The 24,344-nt window shown below is 61.2% G+C and carries 25 protein-coding genes and 4 pseudogenes; 10 read left to right on the forward strand and 19 right to left on the reverse strand.

What is annotated here, in order from left to right; all coding sequences use genetic code 11:
- Positions 1-19: 19 nt before the first annotated feature.
- Together NKI39_RS25930 and NKI39_RS25935 are read left to right on the forward strand one after the other, a co-directional pair.
- Positions 20-676 carry an amino acid ABC transporter permease gene (locus tag NKI39_RS25930; RefSeq protein ID WP_352542328.1) on the forward strand — a complete coding sequence of 219 codons (657 nt, stop codon included), beginning with the start codon at positions 20-22 and terminating at the stop codon, positions 674-676.
- A complete protein-coding gene (locus NKI39_RS25935) occupies positions 673-1,404 on the forward strand; it encodes an amino acid ABC transporter ATP-binding protein (RefSeq protein ID WP_352835369.1) in 732 nt (243 codons plus the stop codon). The genes NKI39_RS25930 and NKI39_RS25935 overlap by 4 nt, the downstream gene beginning before the upstream one ends.
- 42 nt (positions 1,405-1,446) lie before the next feature.
- Here NKI39_RS25935 and NKI39_RS25940 read toward each other — a convergent pair whose 3' ends face one another.
- Complete coding sequence (locus NKI39_RS25940; RefSeq protein WP_352835371.1) at positions 1,447-2,493, reverse strand: cysteine synthase family protein; 1,047 nt, start codon at positions 2,491-2,493, stop codon at positions 1,447-1,449.
- Positions 2,490-3,470 (reverse strand): GHMP family kinase ATP-binding protein, encoded by a 981-nt coding sequence (locus tag NKI39_RS25945; protein WP_352835374.1) that lies wholly within the window; start codon positions 3,468-3,470, stop codon positions 2,490-2,492. The genes NKI39_RS25940 and NKI39_RS25945 overlap by 4 nt, the downstream gene beginning before the upstream one ends.
- A gap of 420 nt (positions 3,471-3,890) precedes the next feature.
- Between NKI39_RS25945 and NKI39_RS25950 the strand changes: the two genes are divergently transcribed.
- Positions 3,891-5,057, forward strand: a complete 1,167-nt coding sequence (locus NKI39_RS25950; RefSeq protein ID WP_352835376.1) for an ATP-binding protein — start codon at positions 3,891-3,893, stop codon at positions 5,055-5,057.
- A gap of 82 nt (positions 5,058-5,139) precedes the next feature.
- On the opposite strand, the pseudogene NKI39_RS25955 reads toward NKI39_RS25950, so the two are convergent.
- The 14 genes and pseudogenes from NKI39_RS25955 to trbB all read right to left on the reverse strand — a co-directional run.
- Positions 5,140-5,466 (reverse strand): annotated as a pseudogene (locus NKI39_RS25955) (adenylate/guanylate cyclase domain-containing protein); the annotation flags it as partial.
- Positions 5,464-5,717, reverse strand: a pseudogene (locus NKI39_RS25960) (c-type heme family protein); the annotation flags it as partial. The pseudogenes NKI39_RS25960 and NKI39_RS25955, both read right to left, overlap by 3 nt.
- Positions 5,718-5,986: 269 nt before the next feature.
- Positions 5,987-6,274: a DUF2274 domain-containing protein gene (locus NKI39_RS25965; protein WP_352835379.1), complete on the reverse strand. Its 288-nt coding sequence runs from the start codon at positions 6,272-6,274 to the stop codon at positions 5,987-5,989.
- A complete protein-coding gene (locus NKI39_RS25970) occupies positions 6,262-6,423 on the reverse strand; it encodes a DUF2274 domain-containing protein (RefSeq protein ID WP_502898608.1) in 162 nt (53 codons plus the stop codon). The genes NKI39_RS25965 and NKI39_RS25970 overlap by 13 nt, the downstream gene beginning before the upstream one ends.
- On the reverse strand, positions 6,420-7,634 hold the full coding sequence (locus NKI39_RS25975) for a TraB/TrbI/VirB10 family type IV secretion system protein (RefSeq protein ID WP_352835382.1): 1,215 nt from the start codon (positions 7,632-7,634) through the stop codon (positions 6,420-6,422). The genes NKI39_RS25970 and NKI39_RS25975 overlap by 4 nt, the downstream gene beginning before the upstream one ends.
- Positions 7,631-8,692, reverse strand: coding sequence for a P-type conjugative transfer protein TrbG (gene trbG, locus NKI39_RS25980; RefSeq protein WP_352835385.1), 1,062 nt, complete (start codon positions 8,690-8,692; stop codon positions 7,631-7,633). The genes NKI39_RS25975 and trbG overlap by 4 nt, the downstream gene beginning before the upstream one ends.
- A complete protein-coding gene (trbF, locus tag NKI39_RS25985; protein ID WP_352835387.1) occupies positions 8,692-9,378 on the reverse strand; it encodes a conjugal transfer protein TrbF in 687 nt (228 codons plus the stop codon). Before trbF ends, trbG begins: the two co-directional genes overlap by 1 nt.
- Positions 9,375-10,745, reverse strand: a complete 1,371-nt coding sequence (gene trbL, locus NKI39_RS25990; protein ID WP_352835390.1) for a P-type conjugative transfer protein TrbL — start codon at positions 10,743-10,745, stop codon at positions 9,375-9,377. Before trbL ends, trbF begins: the two co-directional genes overlap by 4 nt.
- Positions 10,742-11,110 carry a putative entry exclusion protein TrbK-alt gene (gene trbK-alt / locus NKI39_RS25995; RefSeq protein ID WP_352835392.1) on the reverse strand — a complete coding sequence of 123 codons (369 nt, stop codon included), beginning with the start codon at positions 11,108-11,110 and terminating at the stop codon, positions 10,742-10,744. The genes trbL and trbK-alt overlap by 4 nt, the downstream gene beginning before the upstream one ends.
- Positions 11,111-11,122: 12 nt before the next feature.
- The gene (gene trbJ, locus NKI39_RS26000; protein ID WP_502898609.1) at positions 11,123-11,872 is read right to left on the reverse strand and encodes a P-type conjugative transfer protein TrbJ; all 750 of its coding nucleotides are present in this window, start codon (positions 11,870-11,872) and stop codon (positions 11,123-11,125) included.
- Positions 11,869-14,376, reverse strand: a complete 2,508-nt coding sequence (gene trbE, locus NKI39_RS26005) for a conjugal transfer protein TrbE (RefSeq protein WP_352835394.1) — start codon at positions 14,374-14,376, stop codon at positions 11,869-11,871. Before trbE ends, trbJ begins: the two co-directional genes overlap by 4 nt.
- 11 nt (positions 14,377-14,387) lie before the next feature.
- A complete protein-coding gene (locus NKI39_RS26010) occupies positions 14,388-14,651 on the reverse strand; it encodes a VirB3 family type IV secretion system protein (RefSeq protein ID WP_352612597.1) in 264 nt (87 codons plus the stop codon).
- A complete protein-coding gene (locus tag NKI39_RS26015; RefSeq protein ID WP_352474837.1) occupies positions 14,651-14,914 on the reverse strand; it encodes a TrbC/VirB2 family type IV secretion system protein in 264 nt (87 codons plus the stop codon). The genes NKI39_RS26010 and NKI39_RS26015 overlap by 1 nt, the downstream gene beginning before the upstream one ends.
- A 74-nt stretch (positions 14,915-14,988) precedes the next feature.
- On the reverse strand, positions 14,989-16,005 hold the full coding sequence (gene trbB / locus NKI39_RS26020) for a P-type conjugative transfer ATPase TrbB (RefSeq protein ID WP_352835397.1): 1,017 nt from the start codon (positions 16,003-16,005) through the stop codon (positions 14,989-14,991).
- Positions 16,006-16,504: 499 nt separating this feature from the next.
- On the opposite strand from trbB, the gene NKI39_RS26025 reads away from it, so the two are divergent.
- Positions 16,505-16,762 (forward strand): type II toxin-antitoxin system VapB family antitoxin, encoded by a 258-nt coding sequence (locus NKI39_RS26025; protein WP_031195575.1) that lies wholly within the window; start codon positions 16,505-16,507, stop codon positions 16,760-16,762.
- Positions 16,762-17,146 (forward strand): annotated as a pseudogene (locus NKI39_RS26030) (type II toxin-antitoxin system VapC family toxin). The gene NKI39_RS26025 and the pseudogene NKI39_RS26030 overlap by 1 nt, the downstream one beginning before the upstream one ends.
- A gap of 16 nt (positions 17,147-17,162) precedes the next feature.
- On the opposite strand, the gene NKI39_RS26035 reads toward NKI39_RS26030, so the two are convergent.
- Positions 17,163-17,909, reverse strand: a complete 747-nt coding sequence (locus NKI39_RS26035; protein WP_352835400.1) for a GSU2403 family nucleotidyltransferase fold protein — start codon at positions 17,907-17,909, stop codon at positions 17,163-17,165.
- 377 nt (positions 17,910-18,286) lie between these two features.
- Here NKI39_RS26035 and NKI39_RS26040 point away from each other — a divergent pair, with 377 nt between their 5' ends.
- Together NKI39_RS26040 and NKI39_RS26045 are read left to right on the forward strand one after the other, a co-directional pair.
- On the forward strand, positions 18,287-18,961 hold the full coding sequence (locus tag NKI39_RS26040) for a Crp/Fnr family transcriptional regulator (protein WP_352835421.1): 675 nt from the start codon (positions 18,287-18,289) through the stop codon (positions 18,959-18,961).
- A gap of 424 nt (positions 18,962-19,385) precedes the next feature.
- On the forward strand, positions 19,386-19,604 hold the full coding sequence (locus tag NKI39_RS26045) for a DUF3072 domain-containing protein (protein WP_352835403.1): 219 nt from the start codon (positions 19,386-19,388) through the stop codon (positions 19,602-19,604).
- Positions 19,605-19,811: 207 nt separating this feature from the next.
- Here NKI39_RS26045 and NKI39_RS26050 read toward each other — a convergent pair whose 3' ends face one another.
- A complete protein-coding gene (locus NKI39_RS26050) occupies positions 19,812-19,937 on the reverse strand; it encodes a hypothetical protein (RefSeq protein WP_352835406.1) in 126 nt (41 codons plus the stop codon).
- 729 nt (positions 19,938-20,666) lie between these two features.
- On the opposite strand from NKI39_RS26050, the gene NKI39_RS26055 reads away from it, so the two are divergent.
- The 3 genes and pseudogenes from NKI39_RS26055 to NKI39_RS26065 all read left to right on the forward strand — a co-directional run bounded on the left by NKI39_RS26055 (position 20,667) and on the right by NKI39_RS26065 (position 23,311).
- Positions 20,667-20,816, forward strand: coding sequence for a hypothetical protein (locus tag NKI39_RS26055; RefSeq protein ID WP_352835409.1), 150 nt, complete (start codon positions 20,667-20,669; stop codon positions 20,814-20,816).
- 623 nt (positions 20,817-21,439) lie between these two features.
- A pseudogene (locus NKI39_RS26060) lies at positions 21,440-22,313 on the forward strand (hypothetical protein).
- A 692-nt stretch (positions 22,314-23,005) separates the two neighbouring features.
- Positions 23,006-23,311 carry a hypothetical protein gene (locus tag NKI39_RS26065; RefSeq protein WP_352502882.1) on the forward strand — a complete coding sequence of 102 codons (306 nt, stop codon included), beginning with the start codon at positions 23,006-23,008 and terminating at the stop codon, positions 23,309-23,311.
- A gap of 707 nt (positions 23,312-24,018) precedes the next feature.
- On the opposite strand, the gene NKI39_RS26070 is transcribed toward NKI39_RS26065, so the two are convergent.
- Positions 24,019-24,189 carry a hypothetical protein gene (locus tag NKI39_RS26070; RefSeq protein ID WP_352835412.1) on the reverse strand — a complete coding sequence of 57 codons (171 nt, stop codon included), beginning with the start codon at positions 24,187-24,189 and terminating at the stop codon, positions 24,019-24,021.
- Between the last annotated feature and the right edge of the window lie 155 nt (positions 24,190-24,344).

Below are 24,344 nucleotides of genomic sequence, written 5' to 3' on the forward strand. Positions count from 1 at the left end.
TGCCAAGAGGAAGCCGGCCATGACCAAATTCATCGCGCATGCAACGGAATATTTGCCGCTTCTTCTTAACGGCGTTTGGCTGACCGTCATGATAACCCTTCTTGCGCTGTGTCTTGCGACGGCGCTCGGCCTGGTCTGGGCGCTGTTCAGGACATCGGGGATACGCTGTCTCGCCGTGCCGACGCGGCTCCTTGTCGACTTCGTGCGCGGCATACCATTGTTGGTGGTTCTCTTTTATATCTACTTTGTCGCGCCCGAGATCGGCATCAACCTGACCGCGCTCCAGGCTGGCACGATCGGGCTGGGGCTGGCTCACTCCTGCTATCTCGGGGAAACCTTCCGGGCTGGCATCGAGGCGGTCGATAAGGGTCAGGTCGAAGCGGCAAAATCGATCGGCATGAAGCGTCCGTTGATGATGCGCCGCGTCGTGCTGCCGCAGGCATTCAAGATCATCCTGCCGCCTTACGCCAACAATATGGTCATGCTGCTGAAGGACTCCTCGCTTGTCTCGGTGATTTCAGTTCAGGAGTTGACCATGCAGGGCAAGATGCTTGCGTCGTCCACATTCGACAACATGACAGTTTTTACCTTGGTGGCACTGCTTTACCTGTGCCTGACGGTTCCGCTGAACCTGTTTATGCGTAGAATCGAAAGCTATCTTGGGGCGGCGGGATGATCACCTTTGAAAACGTGCACAAGTCCTTCGGCTCCCACGAAGTCCTCAAGGGGATCAACGCCGAGATCGCCAAAGGACAGGTCGTATGTCTGATTGGGCCCTCGGGTTCCGGCAAATCGACGCTTCTGCGATGTGTGAACGGGCTTGAGACCTATCAGCGCGGTCGCATCAGCATCGACGGCACCGTGGTCGATGCCGCCTCGCCCCAGGTTCACGCCATCTGCACCCGCGTTTCCATGGTTTTCCAACGTTTCAACCTGTTTCCGCACCGCACAGCCCTGGAAAATGTCATGGAAGGGCCGCTCTACGTGCTGAAGGAAAATAGGAACCAGGTCCGGGAGCGGGCCACGGCATTGCTCAATCGCGTCGGCTTGGCCGATAAGACGAATGCCTATCCCGCGTCATTGTCGGGCGGCCAACAGCAGCGCGTGGCCATCGCCCGCGCCCTGGCGATGCGCCCACAGGCCATTCTTTTCGACGAGCCCACCTCCGCACTTGACCCGGAAACGGTCGGCGAGGTCCTGCAGGTCATGCGCGCACTCGCAGACGAGAGCATGACCATGCTCGTGGTTACGCACGAAATTCAGTTCGCCCGCGAGGTTTCCGATAGCGTCCTCTTTCTTGACGGCGGCCGGATTGTTGAGCAAGGCCCGGCCAAGGAGTTGCTTCGACATCCGAAACACGAACGCACTAGGGATTTTCTTCACCGGGTCATGCACCCTGTGTGACTCTGGCCGATGGTGGTTTCGCCTAGCCTGAGTTCGGAGCTGTCACTGCGTAGGGGACAGGCCGCCCGGCCCCGCTAGGACGGCGTTTAAAGCTCTGCGGTTCCAAGGGAATCTCGTCCATGCCGTCTCTTCGGCCGGACGAATTTGCGTGAGAACAGTTGGTTCAAGAGGAATGGAGATTGGCCAATCCTTCAAACCGGCGAGCCAGTCGGGGTTGTAGACTGTATCGGAATGACGATGCCCTTCATCTGGCATTATCACGACGGTGGAGGCTTCCGGATTTTGCCTGGCGAACCAGGCGCCGACCAAGGCTGCGGCGCCGCTGGTCGGCCCCATGAAGAGCCCGTGATCGCGAAACAGCCCATGCGCCATTGCGTAGGCCGGCAATGCCCCCACCCAATGAATATCGTCGATCATCTCATGACGAACATTTTCCGGCAAAACACTGTTGCCCAGCCCGCGCAACATGCGACGTCCGACAGGCTGGCCAAAGAGCATGCTTCTGTGGGTATCGACTGCAATCATCCTGAGATCAGGAAAGAGCTCACGAAGGAAGCCTCCGGTCCCACAAAGCGATCCCCCGGTGCCCACGCAGCCGACGAGGCAATCGATACGGCCGAATGATCGAACAACGAGGTCGGCCAGGCGCGCGTAGGCCAGGCGGTTTTCCGGACTGTCGTATTGCCGAGGCCAATACGTGCCCGGGCTATCTTGCAGGGTCTGCTGAAGATACTGGAGCCGACCGCGCTGATTGCCGTCTCCTTGAGGATCGTCGATGGCCATGACTTTGGCACCAAGTTGTTCCAGTCGCCGCCTGAGTTTCAGGTCGATGAGGCTGGAGGCCGTGACAAGTGTAAGCGCATAGCCACGAGCCGCAGCCAGCATGGCGATGGCGAGGCCGAATGTGCCCGACGTCGTTTCGATGATGTGACCTTCCTGCTTGAGGCGTCCTGACGCTTCCGCCTGATCGACCATGAACCGGGCGGGGATCAGCTTCATGAGGGAAAAGCAGGCGGCGTTGAGGTTAGGTGCGAGTTGGGCAAAACGCGGCGTCTCGTAGGCGCGTAAATAGTCTTGCGCCGCGGTCACTGGATCAGCCTCGTTTCGGCATTAAGGGCAAAGGTATGGACGCCTTGGAGACCTGTGCCGCTCACCTGCCTTGCGAGCTCAGCAGCGCGCATGGCCGCTCTGGGCGCAGTCGCATCCAGAAGGATGCCGATCAATGTTCCGCTGTGGGCCACCTGCACACCGCACGCGTCATGCGCCCGCGCTATATCCAAAACGGTCTTGAAGGATGCCTTCGGCAGGTGCTTTTGACTGATACTGGCGCTGATGGTTGCGACACGTCCAAGCAGGCGGGGATCTTGTTGCCGGATGGAGCGGTTCGCCAGTCCCCGCAGAACACGGAACAGCCCGATTTCCTCACCATTGTAGCGTGCCCGTGGCATGCTCAGCGTATCGATCGGCCGGGCACTGCCGTCCCTGAAACCTACCAGGAGAAGGGGCGGGAACTCGCCACCGAAGTGTTCGATCGTACGGCCTTCCCGGTGGGCGAAGAGGAGAGGTTGGTCGCCGTAGGCAATGGCGTCGCTTGCGCCTTCCGCGGCCACCGCCAGTCGCGCAATCGTTGACTGGCGCAGCGTGAGGCCCGCTGCAGCTGCCACCGCACGAATCGCCGCAATGACGTCTGCGGTCGAGGAACCATAGCCATGCCCTATCATGATAGGGCTTTCGATCGTAAGTTCTCCACCTCCTTCAGCCATTCCGATATGCTCGAGCGTGAGGGCTGCCGCGCGCGCCGCCTTGGTCCGGTTTGCAGGCCGCGGTCGAATCCCATTTTGCTCATCCGGCCAGAAAGTCGCTAGCGACTCTTGTGACGTGAGCGGCAGGGTTACGAGCCCGCGACAAAGCCTTCCGTTTTCCCCTTCAAACACGCCTTGGAGGAATTCCCCGTGATGGGCGTGCGCCCGTCCGACTCCTACCGCCAGAGGCAGCACGATATTCTCGTTGTTGACGTTGCTCGGGTTTGTCCGGTGGCCGGACCTGAGCGTACCCTTTGGTGTCACCGCATCATCTCCTCACCATGGCATTGGACGATGATGCGTGCGACTGACCCGTGCTGTCACTCGCCAAATCTTAGTAGTGCCAGACAACATTGCCCCACTAATTCGAGCCTCCTATAGCCCGTTGGCGCTCCGACAACGCCAACCTCACCTTCCCCATCTTCGTCGCGTTCCTGCTGGATCGGTATTCGTCCTGACAGGTATCCGACCGTCATGGTCGGACAATCAACCCGGTTTCAGAGTCCGTCGTGCGTCGGCGAATGTTCTGTTTATTGTGGCGAACCGAGTCAGCATCGGCGGAATCTGTTCCGGGCCAATCTCACTCAGGCGTCGCCGCTTTTAATGCCCTTTGCCTCTGCGCGTCTTGCCCGGCTCCGCCCGGTTGTCCTTGCAAAACTGGAACTACACTCCATAATTGCAAGAATGATTGAACGTCGCATCAGCACTGAACTCACCGAGATGCTGGACAGCATGCCCGCTGTGGCGCTGCTCGGGCCGCGTCAGGTTGGCAAGACAACCCTAGCGCTGGAACTAGCCGAACGGCGTCCTTCGATCTACCTCGACCTCGAGTCGGACGCCGACCGCGCACGGCTTGCCGAGCCGGAGCTTTATTTGGCCGAACATCAGGACAAGCTGGTTATCCTCGACGAGGTCCACCGGCTACCGAACCTGTTCCAGAACCTGCGCGGGCTGATCGACCGCGGTCGACGTAGCGGTCGCAAAGCCGGCCGCTTCCTGCTCTTAGGTTCGGCGTCGATCGATCTCCTGAGGCAGTCAGGCGAGACCCTTGCAGGCCGCATTGCCTATCTCGAAATGCATCCCGTCGACGGTCTCGAGGTCGGCGCCGCCGACCTTGGGCCGCTATGGGTACGCGGCGGCTTCCCCGACAGCTTTCTGGCCGCCAGTGACCGCGCCAGCCTGCGGTGGCGGCTGGATTTCATCCGCACCTATTTGGAACGCGACATCCCTCTCCTCGGTCCGCGCGTCCCAGCCGAGACGCTGCGCCGCTTCTGGACCATGCTGGCGCACCACCAAGCTGGCCTGCTCAACGCCGCCGAGTTCGCCCGCGCGCTCGGCGTCGACGGCAAGACAGTCGCGTCGTATCTTGACCTACTCGTCGATCTCCTGCTGGTTCGCCGGCTGGAACCCTGGCATGCCAACGTCGGCAAGCGCTTGGTTAAATCCCCACGCGTCTATGTCCGCGACAGCGGCATCACCCATGCGCTGCTTGGTCTCGCCACGCACGAGGACGTGCTTGGGCACCCAGTGGCCGGCGCCTCTTGGGAAGGGTTTGTGATCGAAACCCTCACCGCCGCCGCCCCCGCCGGCACGCTCAGCAATTTCTACCGAACAGCCGCGGGCGCGGAGATCGACCTGCTGCTCACGTTGCCGGGCCAACGCCTCTGGGCCATCGAAGTGAAGCGTAGCCTGGCGCCGAAGGTGGAAAAGGGTTTTCATCAGGCCTGCGAGGATCTTGCTCCGGTGCGGCGCATCGTGGTCTTCCCGGGCTCGGAGCACTTCCCACTCCAGCATGGCGTCGAAGCGATGCCCCTACGGGACTTAGGCCGGGCGCTGCTTGGTCAAGCATGATACGATAGCCGTGGCATTCATCGCGTCAGCAGCAGAGCATCGCTTCGCGAAATTGCCTAAGGGCAGCCAGAGATTGTTCCGATCAGTGTTGAACGAGATAGGTTTCAATCCTGCCGACACCTGCCAGTTCTACATTACAGCGCGGTTCGAGCTCCCAGGAGGTGCGCAGGGCCTGCTTGGTTGCCTCCGAGATCTGCATGCGGTCGGCCACGCCCTGGGACTCGAGCCGGCTTGCAATATTCACGGTCTCGCCCCAGAGGTCGTAGACGAACCGATAACGGCCGATCAGGCCCGCGATCACCGGTCCCGTGTGCACGCCAATGCTGATCCGAAAACTATCGTTGCCCCAAGCTAAGGGCTTCAACGCGTCCAGCATGGATTTCCCCAGTGCCACGATCCTGTCGGCATGGCCTGTCACGTCGATCTCGCCCTTAGGCTCGCCGTGACTGGAAAGACACGAGCCGGTATAGTATTCGGGCAGCAGAATTCGAAATGACCGGCGTCCATCCGCCTCTGTGACGTCCGTGTAGGCTCCCTTCGCTCTCTGCGGATCCAGCAAGACGCTTTCGATGATCTGTGCTTCCCAGGCGTCCGGAAGCGATTTGCGGTTGCGCACGAGGGCTCTGGCGCAGTCACACGCACCCGAGCTTCGTTGCCAGCCGGGGAGACAGCGACAAACTTCGAAGCTCAGGGAAGGAGGGAACGAAACATTCGCCATCTGTTCCGAAGCGTCCCTGGCGTGTGTCACCCATCTCCGCCGAACGGCCCTTACCACCCAATTGCCACCCCATTGCCAACCCAAAGCCTCGACCAACTGGATGACGGCTTCGGGTGACGGCCGTGAATTGGCCCGGAGCAAGCGAGCTTCCGCTTAGGTGAGAACCGGCATTTCGCTTAGGGTAAAGCGCGGTAAAGCCACCAGGACAGCTTCAGGCGGAGCCATCGCCTTCACCACCGCTTCGCGTCGTGCTGCTGGCTGGAGACGCCGCTCGTTGACGGGCACGGCCGGTCTTCGCCTTACGGCTGCGCCAGCCGCGATCGGAACCGACGAAGGCTTCCAGCATGTGCGGGATCAGGGCTGCAGTGTCCACGGGTTCGTAGAGCCGGCTATGCTCGGCCGCATACTGATCGAGTTCCTCCTTGAGAGGCTCCGGCAGGATGATCGTCATGCGGACGACGCCAACCTTCGGCAGCCGACCCAGCCTCAGATCTGGCATTCTTCACCTCCTGCTTGTGAGACAAAGACATGTTGACTGTTCAGATAATCTGCGTAGGCGACGCGATCGCGATGAACGGCGCCGGGCAGTTCGACCGTGACCTTGATCGGACAGTCATCGGGAATGGCGGAGCGTTTCAACTTGGTCATGACGGATCCTTCGGCGCACCATACGGCACAAGAACAAGGTCGCGATTGACGATTACGCGAACCGGGAAACCGGGCCGCACGGTGAGCGTAGGCTGGACATTGAGCTGATTGCGCACGAGCTGCTGGCCAATATCGGAGGCCGAATCCTGCGCGCTTTCGCGGATGGCCTTGGCGATTTCGCCTTCGTCGTCGCTGGACCCAAGCGATGTCCCAATGCCCAGTAATGTCGAGAGTGCTGCGGCCCGGAACATCTGGCCCCAATGACGGTCGACCTCGTCCTCCAGCCCGGAAAATCCTTCAGCGTCTGCGCCCTGCTGGCGCTCCAGGACGATCGAGGTGCCGTCAGGCATGATCAGCCGGTTCCAGACCAGCAGCGCGCGCGACTGACCGAAGGCGACGTGGCTGTCGTACTGGCCGATCAGCCTCGCACCCTGTGGGATCAGGAGATGGGATCCTGTCGGGCTGTCGTAGACATTTTCCGTGACCTGAGCGGTGATTTCGCCGGGCAGGTCGGAGCGGATGCCGGTGATAAGGGCAGCTGGAATGACGCTGCCGGCTTGCACCACATAGTGCGAGGCCTTCTCGGCGAGCCGATTGGAGCTGACTGTGCGACGGTCTGGCTCGGCATTGACGAAGGCCAGCTTGCGATCCTGCACGTTTTGCGCGGCGCCAGGATCGATCGGTGGCGGCCCCAGCGGCGGAGTCAGACCAGATTGGGTGTCCGGTTCTATGCCTCTGCTGCCAGCATTCTGTCGTGTGGGACGAGGTCTCGTGTTCGTATCGGTGAAGAGCTTCGCCACGCGTGCGGCCTCGATCTCGGCCAGTCGGCGCTGCTCCTCCGGATCTGCGCGCGGTCCAGTGACGTTGGACGCCCCAATCGGCTGGCCGCGCTCCTGCGCACGCAAGATCGGCCGGCCCAAATCGCCAGGCAGCGCGGGGCCGAGTTGCGGAACGCCGGCATAGTCCTTCGGAAGCTTCTGTAGCCCGTCGGCCGTTGAGCGGTTTTCAGTGGTGAAGAGCTCGGGCGGCTGTTCGGTGCCGCGCTGTCTGGTGTCGAGCGCCCAAATCAACGTGCCGAGGATCGCAGCGCTGAAAACTCCACCAACGCCTATCAGCACCTTGCGCGACAGTCGCGTGACCCTGGCCGGTTCGGGCCTAAGGCGCAGTTCCGCTCGAATGTCCTGGTTGGGTGCATTTGCAGGGTCGCTCATCGGAACAGCCTCGTGCTGGGCGAGGTTCGTTTGCCGTCCGTGCGCACGATGCGGACGCGCTTTTCGCTTGATTTGTCGCCGAGCCTCAATTCAGCGGCGGCAAACAGCCGATCAACGACGTAGTAATTCTGGCGAGCGCGGTAGTTGACCAGTTCCGAACCACCCGAAGGGCCGATCACGAACAACGGCGGCATTTCACCCTGCCCTATGCCCGATGGGAATTCGATATAGACCTTTGCACCGTCGTCGAAGGCGCGAAGCGGCCGCCAGGGTGCGGCATCGCCCTCGATGCGATAGCGGAAATTCAGTTTCTGGATGTCGACACCGGACGCAACCGGCTGTGCGGCGGAAGCCTGCGCGTTCTGGCGTCGCAGAGCAATCAGCTGGTCCTGCGGGTACTGCCAGGAGACCGAAGCCATGTAGGTCTTTTCGGTCGAGCGCAGCTCGAGATGATAGGTGCGGCGGTCGCTGTTGATAACGAGATTGGTCTGCAGATCCGGCCGTGTCGGCTTCACAAGAATATGGACCTGCTGGCGCTCCCCTGCCCCACTTTGCGTATCGCCGATGATCCAGCGCACCGTGTCGCCGGCAGCCACAGGCCCGGAGCCGACAAGCTGCTCGCCGGGCTGCAAGGCGATGTCGGTGACCTGGCCGGGCGCGGCATAAATCTGGTAGAGCGCGCCCTCACTCCAGGGATAGAGCTGGATGGCATTGACGAACCCGTCGCGAACCGGCTGCATCCTCGCTGCCTCGTTCGCCTGGCTGACACGCTGCTTCGGATCGGTCGGCTCCGGCTTCACCTTCGTAGCGTCGACTGGTTTCAACTGACCAGGCAGCGGAAGCGGTTTCGGCACTTCCACCAGTTTGACCGGACCAGGCGGCTCGACCCTGCGCACCGCAGGCTCCGCATCGTCGTAGGCGATTTCCGGCGGAATGTATTTCTTCGATGCACAGCCGGCGAGCGCGGTTGCCGACAGCAGTGCCAGGGCAAGCCTACGTGCCTTGGGCGCATTGCGCGTGGCCGGTCTGGCCGATGTTCTTGTTGGTGCTGCACGCATCATGAAAACTCCTTCGACCAGCTGATGGCGTTGACATAGACGCCAAGCGGATTGGCTTTGAGCCGGTCAGCGTCGCGGGGTTGCTGAATCACGATTGTGAGGATTGCGGTCCAGCGCTCCGTGCTGGCCAGGGTGCCATTCTCGTAACGGCGCTCGATCCAGGCGACGCGAAAGGAATCGGACGTAGCACGGATGACACTGGAAACCTCGACGGCGATCTGGAGTTTGCCCAATTTGGCAAAAGGGTCGTTCAACCGGGCGTAATCATTGAGGGAAATGGCGCCGCGGTCTGTGGTGTAGTCGTAGGCGCGCAGCCAGTTTTGGCGGACGATGACCGGGTCGGCGGGAATGCTTCTAACTTGTTCAATGAAGCGGGCCAGATGCCAGGCGATCTGCGGATCGGTCGGCCGATAGTCGGCAACGGCCGGAGCGACAACCTGCGCTTCGCCGAACTTGCCGACTTCCACCACCCAGGGAACCACTGAGCCGCGCGTCGACTGCCAGACCAATGCGGATGCAAAACCGCCGGCCAAGACGAGAGAGCCGAAGGCCATCAGCCGCCAGTTCTTCGCCTGGACACGAGCCGAGCCGATGCGCTCGTCCCAAATCTGGGCTGCGCGCTGATATGGCGTCTCGGGGTGGGGCGTTTTTGCGTAGCGAACGAAAGGGCGTCTTAAGGGGGTCATCGGCGGTCGTCCTGATCGAGGGAAACATTCATCGAGCCGCCCCCATCATCACTCGAGTGAACTGAATGCGCGGCGACGCTGGCGCCATGGCTCATGACCTGGCTACGCTTCATTCGTTTTGCCCATGCGGGCGGGGCGTCGGAACTGGTTTCGGAGGTCGACCAGTCACCCGAGGAAGCCGTTCCCGACGATCGCTCTCCACTCGTCGCACTCCAAGCCGCAAAGCGCCCGGCCTCATAGCTGTCGGACAGCGCCGACGCGGCGCGCGACATGGCCTGCTTCACCGGTCGAACGGCAGCGCTGGCACCGGCCCTGGCGACACCCGCCATGCCGGCGGCGACCGAGCCTGCACCACCTCTTCCAGATGTCGCTGCGCCAAGTTCCCAGGCGGCCGAAGTGCTGCCGGCCAGGTGCGCGCCGCCGCGTGCGGCTGCTGCCGACATACGCGCACTGCCATTGAGCGCGCCTGCTGCGCCGCTCGATCCGGCGCGGGCACCCATAGCGCCGGCCACGCCAAGGCCGCCAGCGACCAGGCTCGTGCCAACAGCGGCACCTGCGCCCAGTTGCGGGGCACCGGAGACCAGCCCCGTCGCAATGCCGGGACCGAAGATCGACAGTCCCATCAGCGACAGAGCGCCCAGGACAAGCGACAGCGCATCCGTGATTGTGGGCTGTTCGGCGCCGAAGCCTTGGGTGAACTCGCCGAACAGGCCCGAGCCGATGCCGACGATGACGGCAAGGACCATTATCTTCACGCCGGAGGCAACGATGTTGCCGAGCACTTTTTCGGCAAGGAAGGCGGTCCGGTTGAACAGCGCAAAGGGTATCAGCACAAACCCGGCAAGTGTCGTCAGCTTGAATTCGACCAGCGTGACGAAGATCTGGACGGCCAGAAGAAAGAACGCAATCACTACGATCGCCCAGGCGATCATCAGCACTGCGATCTGGACGAAATTCTCGAAGAACGAGACGTAGCCCATCAGCTGGCTGGCGGCCTCGAGGATCGGATTGCCGGCATCGATGCCGACTTGCGCGACGCGGCCCGGCTGCAGCAATGCCGAGCCTGAAAGTGCCGAGCCTCCAGCCTTCAGGCCGAGCCCGGAAAAGCTCTCGAAGACGATGCCGGCAAGACGGTTGAAGTTGCCGATGATGAAGGCAAAGAAGCCGATATAGAGCGTCTTCTTCACCAGTCGGTGCAGCACATCCTCGTCAGCCCCCCAGGCCCAGAACAGGCCGGCCAGTGTGATGTCGATCACAATCAGGGTCGAAGTGAGAAACGCAACTTCCCCACCGAGCAGACCAAATCCTGAATCGATGTAGCGAGTGAAAGTCTCGAGGAAGCGATCGATGACGCCGGTGTCGTTCATGGCGCCACCGTTTCGGGATAGGGCCGGTCTTCCGCGAAAGGCGGCGTTGGCGGTTGGAGCGGCGGCAGCCGGGTCGGGTCCTTTTCGGTCGGCGGAGCCACGTTTGGCATGATCGGGCGGAATGGCCGCAGGAAGCGTCGGCGGCCTTCCGCCCAGGCTTTCCTGCAGGCGTCGTCATCGATCGCCGCCGTGCCGATGTCCCGGCATCGGGCAAGCTCGACGGTTGCCGGCTCGCCGCCCGGATATGCGGAGCGCGGGGAGGACGCGTCCTGCGAGCCGCCGCCGCGCAGCGCCATGGAGGCGGCGGTCATGGCGGCGCCAAGAGCAAGAACGGCTGTTATCCGGGCGGCGATCTTGAGATCCATGCGGTCTTCGCCTCAGTCGTGGAACATTTTTACGGATGACGCGCTGTAGCTGCTGCCCGTCATGAAACGGCTGAACTGTTCCCGCGCCTGCTCCTGTGCGGCCGCTCTTCTCGCTTGCTCAAGAGCCTCGGCACGTCCTTGTGCCGCCAGCATCGCGGTGAGGTCGGCAACTTGCTTGGCCTGCACGGCAAGAAGCTGGTTGCCGGCTTGCGTCGCCTGCAGCACGCCGACAGCCGACTGGCTGGCGCTGACCAGCGCACTCGTCTGCTCCTGTGTCTCTGCGATGTTGTCGACCGCGACGGCGCCCGCCTTCAGCGAATGCTCGAAGGCAGACACCGAGGTCTGCCAGCGCTGACGCGCGCCGTCGACAAGCTGCTGGCTGGAGAGTTCCGAACCGAAATTCTCGTAAGCGGAGGTAAACTGGCTCTCGATCTCCTGGACGCTATAGGCCAGCTTGTCGGCCTCCCCGAGCAGGCTCTTCATCTCGGAAAAATTGGCCTCGATCTGTCCAAGCAGCGAGGTTGGCAGGGAGGTGAGATTCTTCGCCTGGTTGATCAGCATCTGCGCTTCGTTCTGAAGCGAGCTGATCTGGTTGTGGATCTGCTCCAGCGCACGCGATGCCGAAAGCAGGTTCTCGGCGTAGTTCTTTGGGTCGAACACGATCAGTGCCGATGCCGGTGCCGATGACAGCGCCGTCGCGACGACCATTGCGCCGGCTGCCGCCATGCGACGGATACGGCGACCTGCAAGAACGGAATTCATGAGGGAAGCTCCTTTGTGGATCGGTCGATCACGCCAGTGAGATTGGGAATGAGGTCTGCCGCCCAGGAGAGACCACGGTTCGTAAGCCAGGCCTCGACGAAATGGTCTCGCCCCGCCTCGGCGATTATCCGGTCGATCGCGGCCTGGTCCGATTTGGACGATGCGGCGCAGAGCGCCAGCGCGATCGGACCAAGCCCCAGCTCGAACAGGCGGTTGCCGCGGCGGCTTTGACAGTAATAGTCGCGCTTCGGTGTCGCTCGGGCGACGATCTCGATCTGGCGATCGTTGAGACCAAAGCGTCGGTAGATCTCTGTGATCTGTGGCTCGACGGCGCGCTCGTTCGGCAAGAACAGCCGCGTCGGGCAGCTTTCGACGATTGCCGGTGCGATTGGCGATCCGTCGATGTCCGAAAGCGACTGGGTGGCGAAGACCACGCTGGCGTTCTTCTTCCTCAGCGTCTTCAGCCATTCGCGCAACTGGTCAGCGAAACCGCCGTCGTCGAGCGCGAGCCAGCCCTCGTCGATGAGCAGCAGTGTCGGCCGGCCGTCCATCCTCTGCTCGATGCGGTGGAACAGATAGGCGAGCACGGCGGGCGCTGCACCTGTGCCGATCAGGCCTTCGGTTTCGAACGCCTGGACCGAAGCCTCGCCCAGCCGCTCGTGCTCGGCATCGAGCAGGCCGCCATAAGGGCCACCGATGCAATAGGGAAGGAGCGCCTGCTTCAGCGGCGAAGATTGCAGCAATACGGACAGGCCAGTCAGCGTCCGTTCGTGGACGGGCGCAGAGGCCAGCGACGTCAACGCCGACCACAGATGTTCCTTTACCTGCGGCGTGATGGACACGCCTTCGCGCAGAAGGATGTCGACAATCCAGTCGGCCGCCCAGGCTCGCTCTGGCGTATGATGAATGTGGGCGAGCGGCTGTAGCGAAACGGTATGAACGTCGTCCGACAGATCGGCCAAAGTGAGCAAGGGCAACGGATCGTCAGCCCCCTGCCCAGTTCCGGCATTTCTTCCGAGATCATGCCAATCGCCATGCATGGCGAGCATGGCCGCGCGGATTGAGCCGCCGAAGTCGAAGGCAAAAACCTGGCTGTGCTCGTAACGTCGGAACTGCAGCGCGATCATCGCCAACAGGACCGACTTGCCGGCACCGGTCGGGCCGATGACGAGGGTGTGGCCGACATCGCCGACGTGAAGGCTGAACCGGAACGGTGTGGCGCCTTCCGTTCTGGCGAAGAACAGCGGCGGGGCGCCAAAATGCTCGTCCTCAGTCGGTCCAGCCCAGACCGCCGAAAGTGGAATCATGTGGGCGAGGTTCAGAGTCGAGATCGGCGGCTGGCGGACATTGGCGTAGACGTGGCCAGGGATGCTGCCGAGCCAAGCCTCGACCGCGTTGACGCTTTCGGCGATGCAGGTGAAATCCCTGCCCTGAATGACCTTTTCGATCAGGCGCAGCTTTTCGTCGGCGATCGACGGATCGGCATCCCAGACCGTCACGGAGGCGGTGACATAGGCTTCGCCGATCTGATCTGAACCGAGATCCTGCAGGGCCGCGTCCGCATCGGCCGCCTTGTTGGCGGCGTCCGTATCAACGAGGACTGACGCCTCGTTGGTTATCACCTCCTTCAAAATTGCGGCGATCGATTTGCGTTTGGCGAACCACTGGCGACGGATCTTCGTCACCAGCTTCGTCGCGTCGGTCTTGTCGAGCATGATCGCCCGCGTGGACCAGCGGTAGGGGAAGGCAAGCCGATTAAGGTCGTCGAGAAACCCCGGGAAGGTCATGGTCGGAAACCCGGTGATGGTGAGTGTGCGCAGATGCGCATCGCCAAGCCTCGGCTCTAACCCGCCGGCTAACGGCTGATCGACAAGCAAGCCATCGAGATGCATCGGCGTTTCCGGCACGCGAACGCGATGCCGCTTGGTCGAAATTGTTGAGTGCAGGTAACTCAGCGTCTCGCCATCATCGAGCCAGTCAGCTTCGGGAACGAAGCCTTCGATGAGGTTGAGCACGCGGTCCGTGCGATCGACATAACTCTTCAGGAGCTCCCAAGGATCGACGCCGGTCTTTTGCCGGCCTTCGTAGAGCAAGCTCTCCATTCGCGACGCTTCCTCGGCCGGAGGCAGCCACACGAAGGTGAGAAAGTAGCTGCTTTCAAACAGCACGCCGGACCCTTCGAACTGTTCGCGCCGCTCGACGTCGAGAAGCGCGGATGCGCAATCCGGGAACCGGCTGTCGGGATAGCCGCTGGCGGAATTGCGCTGCGCTTCGACAAAGATCGCCCAGCCGGAGCCGAGCCGGCGCAGCGCGCCGTTGAGCCGTGCGGTCGTGCCGACCAGCTCCGCCGGCGTGGCGGAGTCCAGGTCCGGCCCGCGAAAACGCGCCGTTCTTTGAAAACTGCCGTCCTTGTTGAGCACCACGCCCGGCGCCACCAGGGCGGCCCAAGGCAGATAGTCGACGAGGCTGGCGCTGTTGTTTCGATATTCCGCGAGGTTCATCATGGCGAAAAACCTCAACAGCCGAAATGCACGGGATAGCGCAGGTGCCGGCGAACCACGTCGATGAACTGCGCATCGCGCTTTGCCGCCCAGACGGCCGCGAGATGCCCGACCGCCCAGATGACGAGCCCCGCGACCCACAGACGAAGCCCCAATCCGACCGCGCCTGCCAGGGTGCCGTTGGCGATGGCGACCGCGCGCGGCACGCCGCCGAGTAGGATCGGTTCAGTAAGCGCGCGATGCACCGGCGCGAAAAAGCCACGGACTTCCTCCTCCATCAGATCAGCGCCCCGCCGCCGAAGGAGAAAAATGACAGGAAAAACGAACTTGCCGCGAAAGCGATCGACAGCCCGAAGACGATCTGGATCAGCCGGCGAAATCCGCCCGATGTGTCGCCGAAAGCGAGCGACAAGCCAGTGACGATGATGATGATCACCGCCACGATCTTGGCGACTGGCCCCTCGATCGATTCGAGAATTTGCTGAAGCGGCTCCTCCCAGGGCATGGAGGAACCGGCAGCATGGGCGGGCGCAATCGTCATGATCGCGGCGGTCGTCGCATACGACAGCTCCACGGCAAGTTTGCGGATAGCCGATGAATTGAAGCGGATCGGGGTCATTCTGAAGCTCCAAAGGGCGAGTGGTGATTCACGGTCATTGTGGTCTCGACATTTGCTTCCAGGGTGCGGTAGTCACCGGTGGCCGCATCGAGCCCGTCGACAAAGGCGATTTCGACGAGCCGGCGCGCGGAGCCGCGGCCGGCGAGGACGGCGACGACGTCTATGGTTTCGGCTATCAGCGCGCGCGGGACCGTGACGACGGCCTCCTGTACGAGCTGTTCCAGTCGCTGCAGTGCGCCAATGGCAGAATTGGCGTGAATGGTGCCGATGCCGCCGGGATGGCCGGTGCCCCAGGCCTTCAGCAAATCGAGCGCTTCGGCGCCCCGTACCTCGCCTATCGGGATGCGGTCGGGCCGAAGCCGCAATGATGACTTCACCAGATCGGACAGCGAGGCGACACCATCCTTTGTGCGCAGCGCTACAAGATTGGGCGCAGCGCACTGCAACTCGCGTGTGTCCTCGATCAGCACGACGCGCTCGGCGGTTTTAGCCACCTCCGCCAAAAGCGCGTTGACCAGCGTGGTCTTGCCCGTCGATGTACCGCCGGCCACCAGCACGTTCTTGCGTGTCTCCACGGCAAGCTGCAGGACGTCAGCCTGGCCTTCGGTCATGATGCCGGCAGCGACATAGTCTTGAAGCGTAAACACCGCGACTGCCGGCTTGCGGATGGCGAATGTTGGTGCCGTGACGACAGGCGGCAAAAGGCCCTCGAACCGTTCACCGGTCCCGGGCAGTTCAGCCGAAACGCGCGGCGAGCCCGAATGCACCTCCGCACCGACATGGTGCGCGACCAGCCTGACGATCCGTTCGCCGTCTGCCGCGATCAGTGTTTCATTGCTTGCAGCGAGTCCTTCGCTGAGACGGTCAACCCACAGGCGACCGTCGGGATTGAGCATCACCTCGACAATGGCTGGATCGTCAAGGAAGGCTGCGATCGCCGGGCCGAGGGCGGTGCGCAGCATGCGCGCGCCGCGCGATACCGCTCCCTTACTGGCATGATAGTTGGTCGCCATGCGGGTCTCCCCGTTTCTCGCCACGAACTGGTCCTTGCCGCGGTCGGGGATCATTAGAAAAGGCAGGAGCGCCGGCGTTGCAACAAGCAAAACCGGCGATCGTGGGATGACGTGCAGAGACTTGCGAAATGCGGTGCCGCGACCGCGACAGCTCAGCAACCCGGTGCCCGACTGGCCATCGCCTCCAGCAGAACAGGCGGCCATATTCAAGGGGTGGCATCGCGACGGAGGATCAGCGGCTCGTTAGCTGCGTCTGACAGGATGAAGGGACTGCTTTCACCCTCCGACCGCTGCCGGAACGCTCTTTAGAGTTCTTCGCCGGCCGTTGTCGGATTGGAGTCAACAGGCAGCTTCGGGAGACTGGCGGTCGCCGTTTGGCAGTCGGCCTGGCGATTGTCGTGGTCAATCCAGCGCGGATGGGCGAGGGCTAGCAGGTATGTTGAAGAGCCTAGAGAACTGCGGTAGAAATTGCCAGAAAGGTAGATTTTTGGAGTTTCTCGTGTCCCTGAACATCAAAAATCCAGCCACCGTTGCTCTCGCCGATGAACTCGCACGCCGCCAGGGTATCAGTAAGACAGCAGCCATTCATCAGGCCCTTAGCGAGCGCTTGCACCGCTTGGGCTTTGGAGAGACCGCTCAGGAGCGTCTGCTGGCAGAATTGCGCGCCATCCGAGAAAGAGTGGCACGATTGCCTGAACTGGATAGTCGCAGCGACGAGGAGATCATCGGGTATGACGAGCATGGAATCCCTAACTGATGGTGATCGATACCTCAGCTGTTGTAGCGATCCTCCGGAGCGGGCCTGAGGCAGCAAGGCTGGAACGAGCGCTGGTCTCCGACCCAACCCGTCTGATCCCGGCAACCTGCGTGCTCGAGGCACGCATGGTGCTGGTCAGCAGGCGCGGCGAACACGCGTTGGCTGAGATCGATCTTTGGCTGCGCAGTCGAGGCCGACATCATTCCTGTCGACTCCGAATTGGTTGATCTTGCGGCCCAGGGTTGGCTGACCTACGGCAAGGGCCACCATCCGGCGGCGCTGAATTTTGCCGATTGCCTCTCCTATGCTCTGGCAAACCGTGCAGACGAACCGCTGCTTTTCACCGGCAAAGACTTCTGCCAAACGGATATCGAACCGGCATGAGCACGAGATTGTAAGATCATCGGCTGTCTCCAGCTCGAACCTGTAATAGCGCCCAATTAGTTTCGGCCCTGTCGGCTGGGCCTGCATCAAGGGGCGTCATGTCAATTGGTCCAAAGCAGAGCAAGCTGGCGTCTTTCGTCCTTCCGATCTGGCGCTGCTGGGACGCGCGCCTTGGATGGGTTGGAAGTTGAGGGCCAATCCAGCCGGCCGACTTGTAACTCAGACATTCACGGCCGCGACGCTGGCTGCACGAATAATGATGGGCCTCGTCGAAAACAGCCATGGGGAGGGCCCGAAGCTCGCTTGCTTCGTAGGTGAGATGCTCGAGATACTGCGTCGTCAGCCGGACAATCGCTTGCGCTTGGGCCAAGTCACGACCGCGCTTGACTGGCTGGCGATCAGCTCGTTTTGAGACCCGGAATGTGAGCAGCAAAAATACGCGGATCGGGAAGCACGAGCCGTAACGGTCCGCCTTTTTCATCGAGGGCGATTGCTTCGGAAGCATGGGCATTTTCCAATCATGCCAAACCAGATCAGCAGTGTGTAGGACCGCGGACCTGTTTTGAGAGGTAGTTGAACTCACCTTCGGGCAATTGGCCGCGCAGGTGTTTGGAGATACGCGCTCGGCATCATGGCCCACCAGATTCGGATTCGCGGCCAAGAGAACGACGTCGGCATAATTGCGCCTGAGATTCTGCTCGAGATCGCCGGCGGCACGCAGCCTCAGATGGTCTTTGAAAACGTGCTCTACGGATCGAGCCATGCACCATCTCCATTTGCGGCACCGAAGAGACATTCAGCCCGAGGTTCTGGCGGTGCCGAACGGATGCGAGTGCGGTTGTTCCTCTGCTATGAGACAGGGGCGCAGAGGCCTGGAGAGGTGGACAGGCCGCATCGACCGACGAATAATTCTCGGGACTCGCCGGTTTGAAAGGCGTACTCTGCTTTGATCGGTGATAAACATTAAGGGCATCGCCGGCTGTGAGCGAGCATCGTGCTTCCGCCCCAATTCGGGAGGGAGCCATGAGCAGCCCCAACACCTCGAAAATTGGCCTCGCATACTCAGAAGACCGCGATCGGGCGCCACAGCAGCCAATTCCTAGCCCAGAGCCTGAATACAGAAACGAACTGCTGCGGCGCATGTCTCCGGCCGACCTTCAATTGCTCAGCCCTCACCTTCACAGCAGCTTTCTGCCATTGAGGACGCAGCTCGAAACGGCAAACGCCGCTATCGAGGCCGTCTACTTCTTTGAGACGGGGATCGGCTCGATGGTGGCGAAACTCCGGCCGGAGGTCGACGCCGAAGTTGTAGTCATCGGTTTCGAGGGCATGACCGGCTCGGCGCTGATCATGGGCGGCGATCGATCGCCGCACGACTGCTACATTCAAGTGGAGGCCGAGGTTGCCAGCATGGACGCCGAGCCATTCACAAAGGCGCTTTCCGACAGCCCGACGCTGCGGCTTTTTCTGCTGCGGTACGTGCACTACGCGTGGATCCAGGCAAGCTATACCGCCCTCGCCAATGCGCGTTTGAAACTGGAAGAACGGCTGGCAAGATGGCTGGTCATGTGCAACGACCGCATAGAAGGCGACCGGCTGCCGATTACCCATGAATTCCTGTCGGTCATGTTGGGTGTACGACGGCCGGGCGTCACCGTGGCACTTCAAATGCTGGAAGGCCGCGGTCTGATCAGGTCAAATCGTGGCGAGGTCATCGTCCGTGATCGAACTGGTCTCATCACCTTGGCAAACAGCTCATATGGCCAGCCGGAGGCGGAATATGCCCGCCTGATCGGCGAGCAGGCATCTTCATGATCCGCGCCAATATCGAAGTCCGCCGATGGGATGAGACAAACTACCTAAAGCGGCAGGCCATCGCTAGTGCTGGGCGGGGGGTCTCGATCCGCGAGGGCAACCCCTGCTGGTTGCGACAGTTTGAGTGAGGCACGCCGAGTCTCTCCCTTCCCGCAAAGAATTGATTGTTGAGACCGGAGGCTGTGTCAGCGCCGTTGGCGACCAGAGCAGGATATGGCTGCCAGTCCGGCGCGGGAACCACCATCCAGCCGCAGTCGACGTGTTGTCCGGGTCCCGGCCAGCGTCGACGTTACTCCGACCGATCCCACACACTGACCAGGTCGCTGACGAGCAGCCCTGCAAACGGTCTGAGAAAGCCTACCAAATGTGGCGGAACAAATCATGATCGTTTCTTATTGTGCTGATCAATCAAGGGAGATTGACCATGGGCGACCGGCATAACCCAAAAATCGAGGCATCGGCAAATGTCGGAAAAGACCCGGAAGATTGGGTCAGCGGAGATGACCCAATGACTCCCGCACAAGCCTCATATTTGAAAACTCTGGCCGAACAGGCCGACGACCCTGACGCCTATGCCGACGGCCTTAGCAAGGCGGAAGCTTCTAAACGCATTGGTGCACTCCGGGAAAAGTTAGGCCTGTAGCTCTTCCTCCAGCGAAGGACAGCCGATCGGGTTGGATTGGGACAGTTTTGCTGCAGGTTGTGACCCGCGCAATGAATTTTGTGAATTCAGTGCATTGTGGCTCGACTGGCGATCGAGACGACAAACGGCGGATGGGAGCGGCCGGCTTCGCCCTAAGCCCACCGAGACCTCGCGCGCCCGCCGGTCCAATTCTACTGTCGAAACAGATCAGGCCCTTCCGATGAGGGCCATGGTCACCAAAGACACAAAAAGGACAAGGGCGATTGCGGCGCCCCAGAAGAAAACTTTTTCGGTGCCGCGTTGCTCTTCCTCGCGAGATATGTCTTTCGCCATTGCATGCATCCTTTGCGAAGGTCAGCAACTGAGCAACGTGCTGTGCCAAGGCTGGGTTCCCGATAAACTACTTGCCCGCTTCGCACTGTGAGACAGCTCTCGGAATGAAACTCCAACCGTCGGTTGGTGGACGCATCGCAGCTGGTGCATCTAAAGTTCGCGTGGTCCGCGCACACCGGGCATGCCCGACCCCGAGCCCCCCGCTCGGTGCAACAGCGTTTGATCGACCCGCCGCATCAAACTGTGCGGCGGGCTTTTTTCCTTACGCGATGGAACACCGGCGCGCAGGAAAAGTTCTGCCCACGCAGCAAACTCTTTCCCTCATATTTTTGCTGCCAGATCGGATATCTCCGATCGGCCCGCGTCGTTCTTATCCTCCGGCGACGCGGGCTCGCCGTCCTGCTATCGGTCGTATGGCCGTATGACAACGGGCTGATCACGCTCGGCTTGCGGCGCTATGGCTTTTTCGCGGAAACCTGTTGCCTCTCTCGCGACGTGAGCAGCGCCGCAATCTACTTTATGCAACACCGAATGCCAGAGCTGTTCGCCGGATTGTCGCGAACGCCCACGACTTTCCCGGTGCAGTATTAGGGAGCGAACGTTCCGCAGGCATGGGCGGCCGGATCCTGCTTTTCGCTTCTGCAGGCGAGCATCGGCTTCCAGCCCGATGCTCCAAATGGCAAGCTGTACATCGATCCCGGGCTGCCCGACCGGATCGAGGAACTCACCTTGAACGACATGCGCCAGGGCAAAAATCGGCTCGAACTCCATTTCTGGCGCGTCGGCGCCGAGACCCGTTGGAAACGCGGCGGCGATCCTTCACTGGTGGAAGCGCGAAGTTGTGCCATCGGGGCGAACTTGCGCTCGGCCTGCGTATGAGGTGAGCCCCGGCGGGTTCGCTCGCTGTCGCCTCGGCGGGAGCGGATGCGTTCTTGCCCGTGAGGCGCCGTAACCAGCATCGTTGCGGGCATCATAGGGACTTCTCGTTCGGCGTCTTAAATTCCTGGAGCAGTAATTCGTATGCAGTCATTGGGCAGTTGACGACAGCGTTTACGTCAAGATTGCGACGGTGGTCATTCGTCACCTCAAGCCCCGCCTCGGAAGTGCTTAGCTGTCGTCCTTGTAAGACTTGGCGGCTTCATCGATCTTACGCCAATCGTTTCCGTGGCGCCGCACAAGCTCTCGCGCCTGGGCAGGCGATATACTTTGCGTTTCGACGATGTGGTTCACTTCCGTCTCCTCGCCTTTCAGGGGACGCGAACGAGGGCTCGTTGGCCGTCTGGCCGTTGGGTTTTTTGCATCTCTTCTGGGCATGGATGGACCTCTCCTGGAGCAAAATAAACGGTCCAGCGCGGCGAAGGTTTCGCCACATTAGCGTGTTGAGCAGTTTCACTGATCGCCTCATCGGCTTCCTCTTGCAGGTCTGACTATACGTTCTGATGTTCTTGGACCCAAATGAGCTGCACCGCGTTGTTTGCGCGCATGCTGTGCTTGGCAATCTGATGGAAAAATCCGACGCCCCTGCTGCACCGCAGACAGCTCCTGGTGCCGAAGCGCGCTTTCCGTACGATCGTGCGGCGGTTGAGCGGTTTCGACAGACATTCCCGCGCGCCAGGTGGAGTGACGAGCGGAGAACCTGGTTCGTGCCAGGAAAGACTGCAGCGCGGCGCATCCAGCGCTGGCTTGCGCAAGAGGCCGATTTACGAGCAGCACATGATGACAGCAAGGGACGGGATGCCTTCGCCTTCGATCCCCTGTCGAGCCGGTATCTGGAAATCGCGGACGACCTGCGCATTCGCACGCCCTATTCACGGACGGTTCTTGAGGAACTGCTAGCCGTTCCATGGGCGAGCTGGGACGACGAACTGCGGGCCTGGAGGGTGCCTTTCCGCTCGTACGAGGAGTTGAAGCGCCATTGGCCAAGCATCGAAAGGGCCGCAGGCCGCGCAGAACCGGAGGAGAGGAAACGGCGACGAGAAGCGTCCAAAGACTCCGAGGAATATAAAGCCGCCAGATTGCGGTATGCCGAACGCAGGCGACGTCGCTATCCACTGCCCCCAGACGATTTACCCAGGCTTGGCCGTGCCGTGGCAACGGAGCAATACGGTATCGTGGTCTTCACCGAGATTTCGGGTGAAGTCGTCGACGCCTCGCAGATAGCAGTGTTCTATCCGCATTTGATCGAGGCGAACGTCGACCACGTCTGGGGGCCGATGGCGTCCGGCGACGTTGGCTGAATTGATTAGAACATGGCCCGCTCGGCGTGCTGCCGGATTACCGGAACGGCAGCGAGGCTGGTGGCAACCAACGCTGCCCGAACTCAGGATAGCTCGCCAAATGGCTCGACGCGTGGCGCGAAGAAGGGCACAAGGCTAATGGCATTGTTCTAGCCTTGAAGCTGGGGCCGTTTCCAGCGTCTGTCCGGTTGCCCCAGTGTTGAGATGTCACCTCGATCGGAGCCTTCCATGTGCAACTGATTGCGAACAACATATGGCTTGGCTGAACATTGCTCGATGATGACGTCGCTGGCCTTGAAGTTCCCATGCATGAAACCGAACTCGACGTGCGCGTAGGCGCACGACACCAGCATCGATGATCCGGCTCCAATAACCCGCGTGGCAGTAAAGCCATCGACCGGCTTCTATGACGTTTGGAACGCACCGGCTGGACCTAGACTAACGGTGGGCGGGTAGTCAACTTCCCTTCCGAGGGAGCTTGGGAACAGCACACGATTCCTGCTTCCGGCGTGGCGTTGCTCGAATTGGCCAGAACGATGTACCTGAACGCGAAAGATTCATTTCCGCTTCACGCTCAGCGTTTATGGCCATCGCCGGACTGCGATGAAGTCCGCCGCTCCGCTACCGTGTGGCGGGCGCGCCAAGGTCATCGTGAACGTCAAACCGTTTCTGCAGAATTTTGACGCACAAGGCCGATCCGAGGCCAACTGGGGAGTGCATACCAGCTTGGGATTGTGCGGAACCGTACGAAGTCGATTGCAAGCAACCAACCTGGTTGGCCGGGCATTAATTTAGCAAAGCGTGAATTAGGAAGGCATCGGGAGGAAGACCATGCTGCACGTTAACATGCCTCGCGAATTTGAGGTCGGCGATGAGGTGGCGCTGGCAGGTATCGTCATCGCGATTCTCCCCAGTGGGCGCGCCAGGGTGAGCATTCCTTCCTATGACCATCCTTATACGATTGATCCGCCACCGAAAGTCCGGGCCGGTGACAGAGTGGTTCTTGTTGGGGACGTCACGCGCGTCGATCGCGGGGCGAACAAACTCACTGTGCGGATTGACTGCGGCGGGGTGATCACTGTCGACAAGTCGGCGATTACTCGGCTGAGAAAGCGCAACCGGACTTCGGCGGGTTGACGCTCCGGATACACTGCCAGCGTCGGCGCAGGGAAGATGCAAGCGCCTTTGAACAGCCCAAGGGTGCGGCGCCGTCCGATAGATGGGAGCTCGACGGCTAGGGCACGCGTCCAGCGCAGCGTGTCCCTGGCGTCTTCCGGGTTGCTGGTGAAGCAAGTCAGATTCGGGCGATCGCAAGCGCGCTTCACCTGCGTCCGCTCTCGGCAACAGCCGGCCCGCCCGTTCCAAGACGCGTAGCATGTGCATTCGCGTGAAGGCACGCGGGCATCGCGATCGATCGTAACCTTTCTCTGCAACGAGCGCCTGTTCGCCGATCAGCAATTTCAATAGCGATAGGCTCCGGTTCGTACGCATTTTGAGATCACATGTTCGTCCCGGCCCGCGATGCCGGCAAAGGTCTGCTTCGGAGCGTCACGAGGGAACTGCGCGACATATTGCGGTGGAGTAAGCGCCCCCCTGGGTTAACAACCCGGTCACTGACGGCCATGCCGGTCGGTGATGGCAACGACCGCATCGGCAGCGCCCGCAACGGCAATCAAGTTGTCGCTGAAAGCCCGCAAGGTGTCTGTCACGACATAGCGTGCCGGCGAAGCTCCGCCCTGGCGACGGGGATTCGTTGTAGGCCGACCGGACGGCAACGCCGGCCAGATGAGCGAGAACTCGGTGTTGGTCTCGATCAGGTCGACGTTCGTCGTTAATTGCCGAGACTACGAGTCGAGGTCGTAGGGCTCGTGGCCCAGCTCGTTGTGATGAAGCGCTTCTGCCATACACCTGATATCGAACGCCTGGCCGCACGCCGGGCAGACGACATAATACTCCTCCTCCCGAAGTGGCGAAGCGTCGTGGTCTTGGGGAATGACGATGTCATGGTCGGGCATTGGGTCCTCCGGCAACCCGCCCGCTATGCTGGAACGCTTGCCGGCAGGATTTGTTTCAAAGTTATTGCGCCTAGGTCGTGTGGACACTTATCTGATCCAGAGGACGGTTGCGGCGATGGTGACGATGGCGAGGTAGTTTCGGGCTGTCTTCTCGA

Source organism: Mesorhizobium sp. M0664, from assembly GCF_040320565.1.
In the GTDB taxonomy this organism is placed as follows: domain Bacteria; phylum Pseudomonadota; class Alphaproteobacteria; order Rhizobiales; family Rhizobiaceae; genus Mesorhizobium.

Coding starts and splice junctions, on each gene's coding strand:
- NKI39_RS25930 (WP_352542328.1), top strand. CDS start 20: ATGACCAAATTCATCGCGCATGCAACGGAATATTTGCCGCTTCTTCTT.
- NKI39_RS25935 (WP_352835369.1), top strand. CDS start 673: ATGATCACCTTTGAAAACGTGCACAAGTCCTTCGGCTCCCACGAAGTC.
- NKI39_RS25950 (WP_352835376.1), top strand. CDS start 3,891: ATGATTGAACGTCGCATCAGCACTGAACTCACCGAGATGCTGGACAGC.
- NKI39_RS25965 (WP_352835379.1), bottom strand. CDS start 6,274: ATGCCAGATCTGAGGCTGGGTCGGCTGCCGAAGGTTGGCGTCGTCCGC.
- NKI39_RS25970 (WP_502898608.1), bottom strand. CDS start 6,423: ATGACCAAGTTGAAACGCTCCGCCATTCCCGATGACTGTCCGATCAAG.
- NKI39_RS25975 (WP_352835382.1), bottom strand. CDS start 7,634: ATGAGCGACCCTGCAAATGCACCCAACCAGGACATTCGAGCGGAACTG.
- trbG (WP_352835385.1), bottom strand. CDS start 8,692: ATGCGTGCAGCACCAACAAGAACATCGGCCAGACCGGCCACGCGCAAT.
- trbF (WP_352835387.1), bottom strand. CDS start 9,378: ATGACCCCCTTAAGACGCCCTTTCGTTCGCTACGCAAAAACGCCCCAC.
- trbL (WP_352835390.1), bottom strand. CDS start 10,745: ATGAACGACACCGGCGTCATCGATCGCTTCCTCGAGACTTTCACTCGC.
- trbK-alt (WP_352835392.1), bottom strand. CDS start 11,110: ATGGATCTCAAGATCGCCGCCCGGATAACAGCCGTTCTTGCTCTTGGC.
- trbJ (WP_502898609.1), bottom strand. CDS start 11,872: ATGAATTCCGTTCTTGCAGGTCGCCGTATCCGTCGCATGGCGGCAGCC.
- trbE (WP_352835394.1), bottom strand. CDS start 14,376: ATGATGAACCTCGCGGAATATCGAAACAACAGCGCCAGCCTCGTCGAC.
- NKI39_RS26010 (WP_352612597.1), bottom strand. CDS start 14,651: ATGGAGGAGGAAGTCCGTGGCTTTTTCGCGCCGGTGCATCGCGCGCTT.
- NKI39_RS26015 (WP_352474837.1), bottom strand. CDS start 14,914: ATGACGATTGCGCCCGCCCATGCTGCCGGTTCCTCCATGCCCTGGGAG.
- trbB (WP_352835397.1), bottom strand. CDS start 16,005: ATGGCGACCAACTATCATGCCAGTAAGGGAGCGGTATCGCGCGGCGCG.
- NKI39_RS26035 (WP_352835400.1), bottom strand. CDS start 17,909: ATGGCTCGATCCGTAGAGCACGTTTTCAAAGACCATCTGAGGCTGCGT.
- NKI39_RS26040 (WP_352835421.1), top strand. CDS start 18,287: ATGTCTCCGGCCGACCTTCAATTGCTCAGCCCTCACCTTCACAGCAGC.
- NKI39_RS26045 (WP_352835403.1), top strand. CDS start 19,386: ATGGGCGACCGGCATAACCCAAAAATCGAGGCATCGGCAAATGTCGGA.
- NKI39_RS26050 (WP_352835406.1), bottom strand. CDS start 19,937: ATGGCGAAAGACATATCTCGCGAGGAAGAGCAACGCGGCACCGAAAAA.
- NKI39_RS26065 (WP_352502882.1), top strand. CDS start 23,006: ATGCTGCACGTTAACATGCCTCGCGAATTTGAGGTCGGCGATGAGGTG.
- NKI39_RS26070 (WP_352835412.1), bottom strand. CDS start 24,189: ATGCCCGACCATGACATCGTCATTCCCCAAGACCACGACGCTTCGCCA.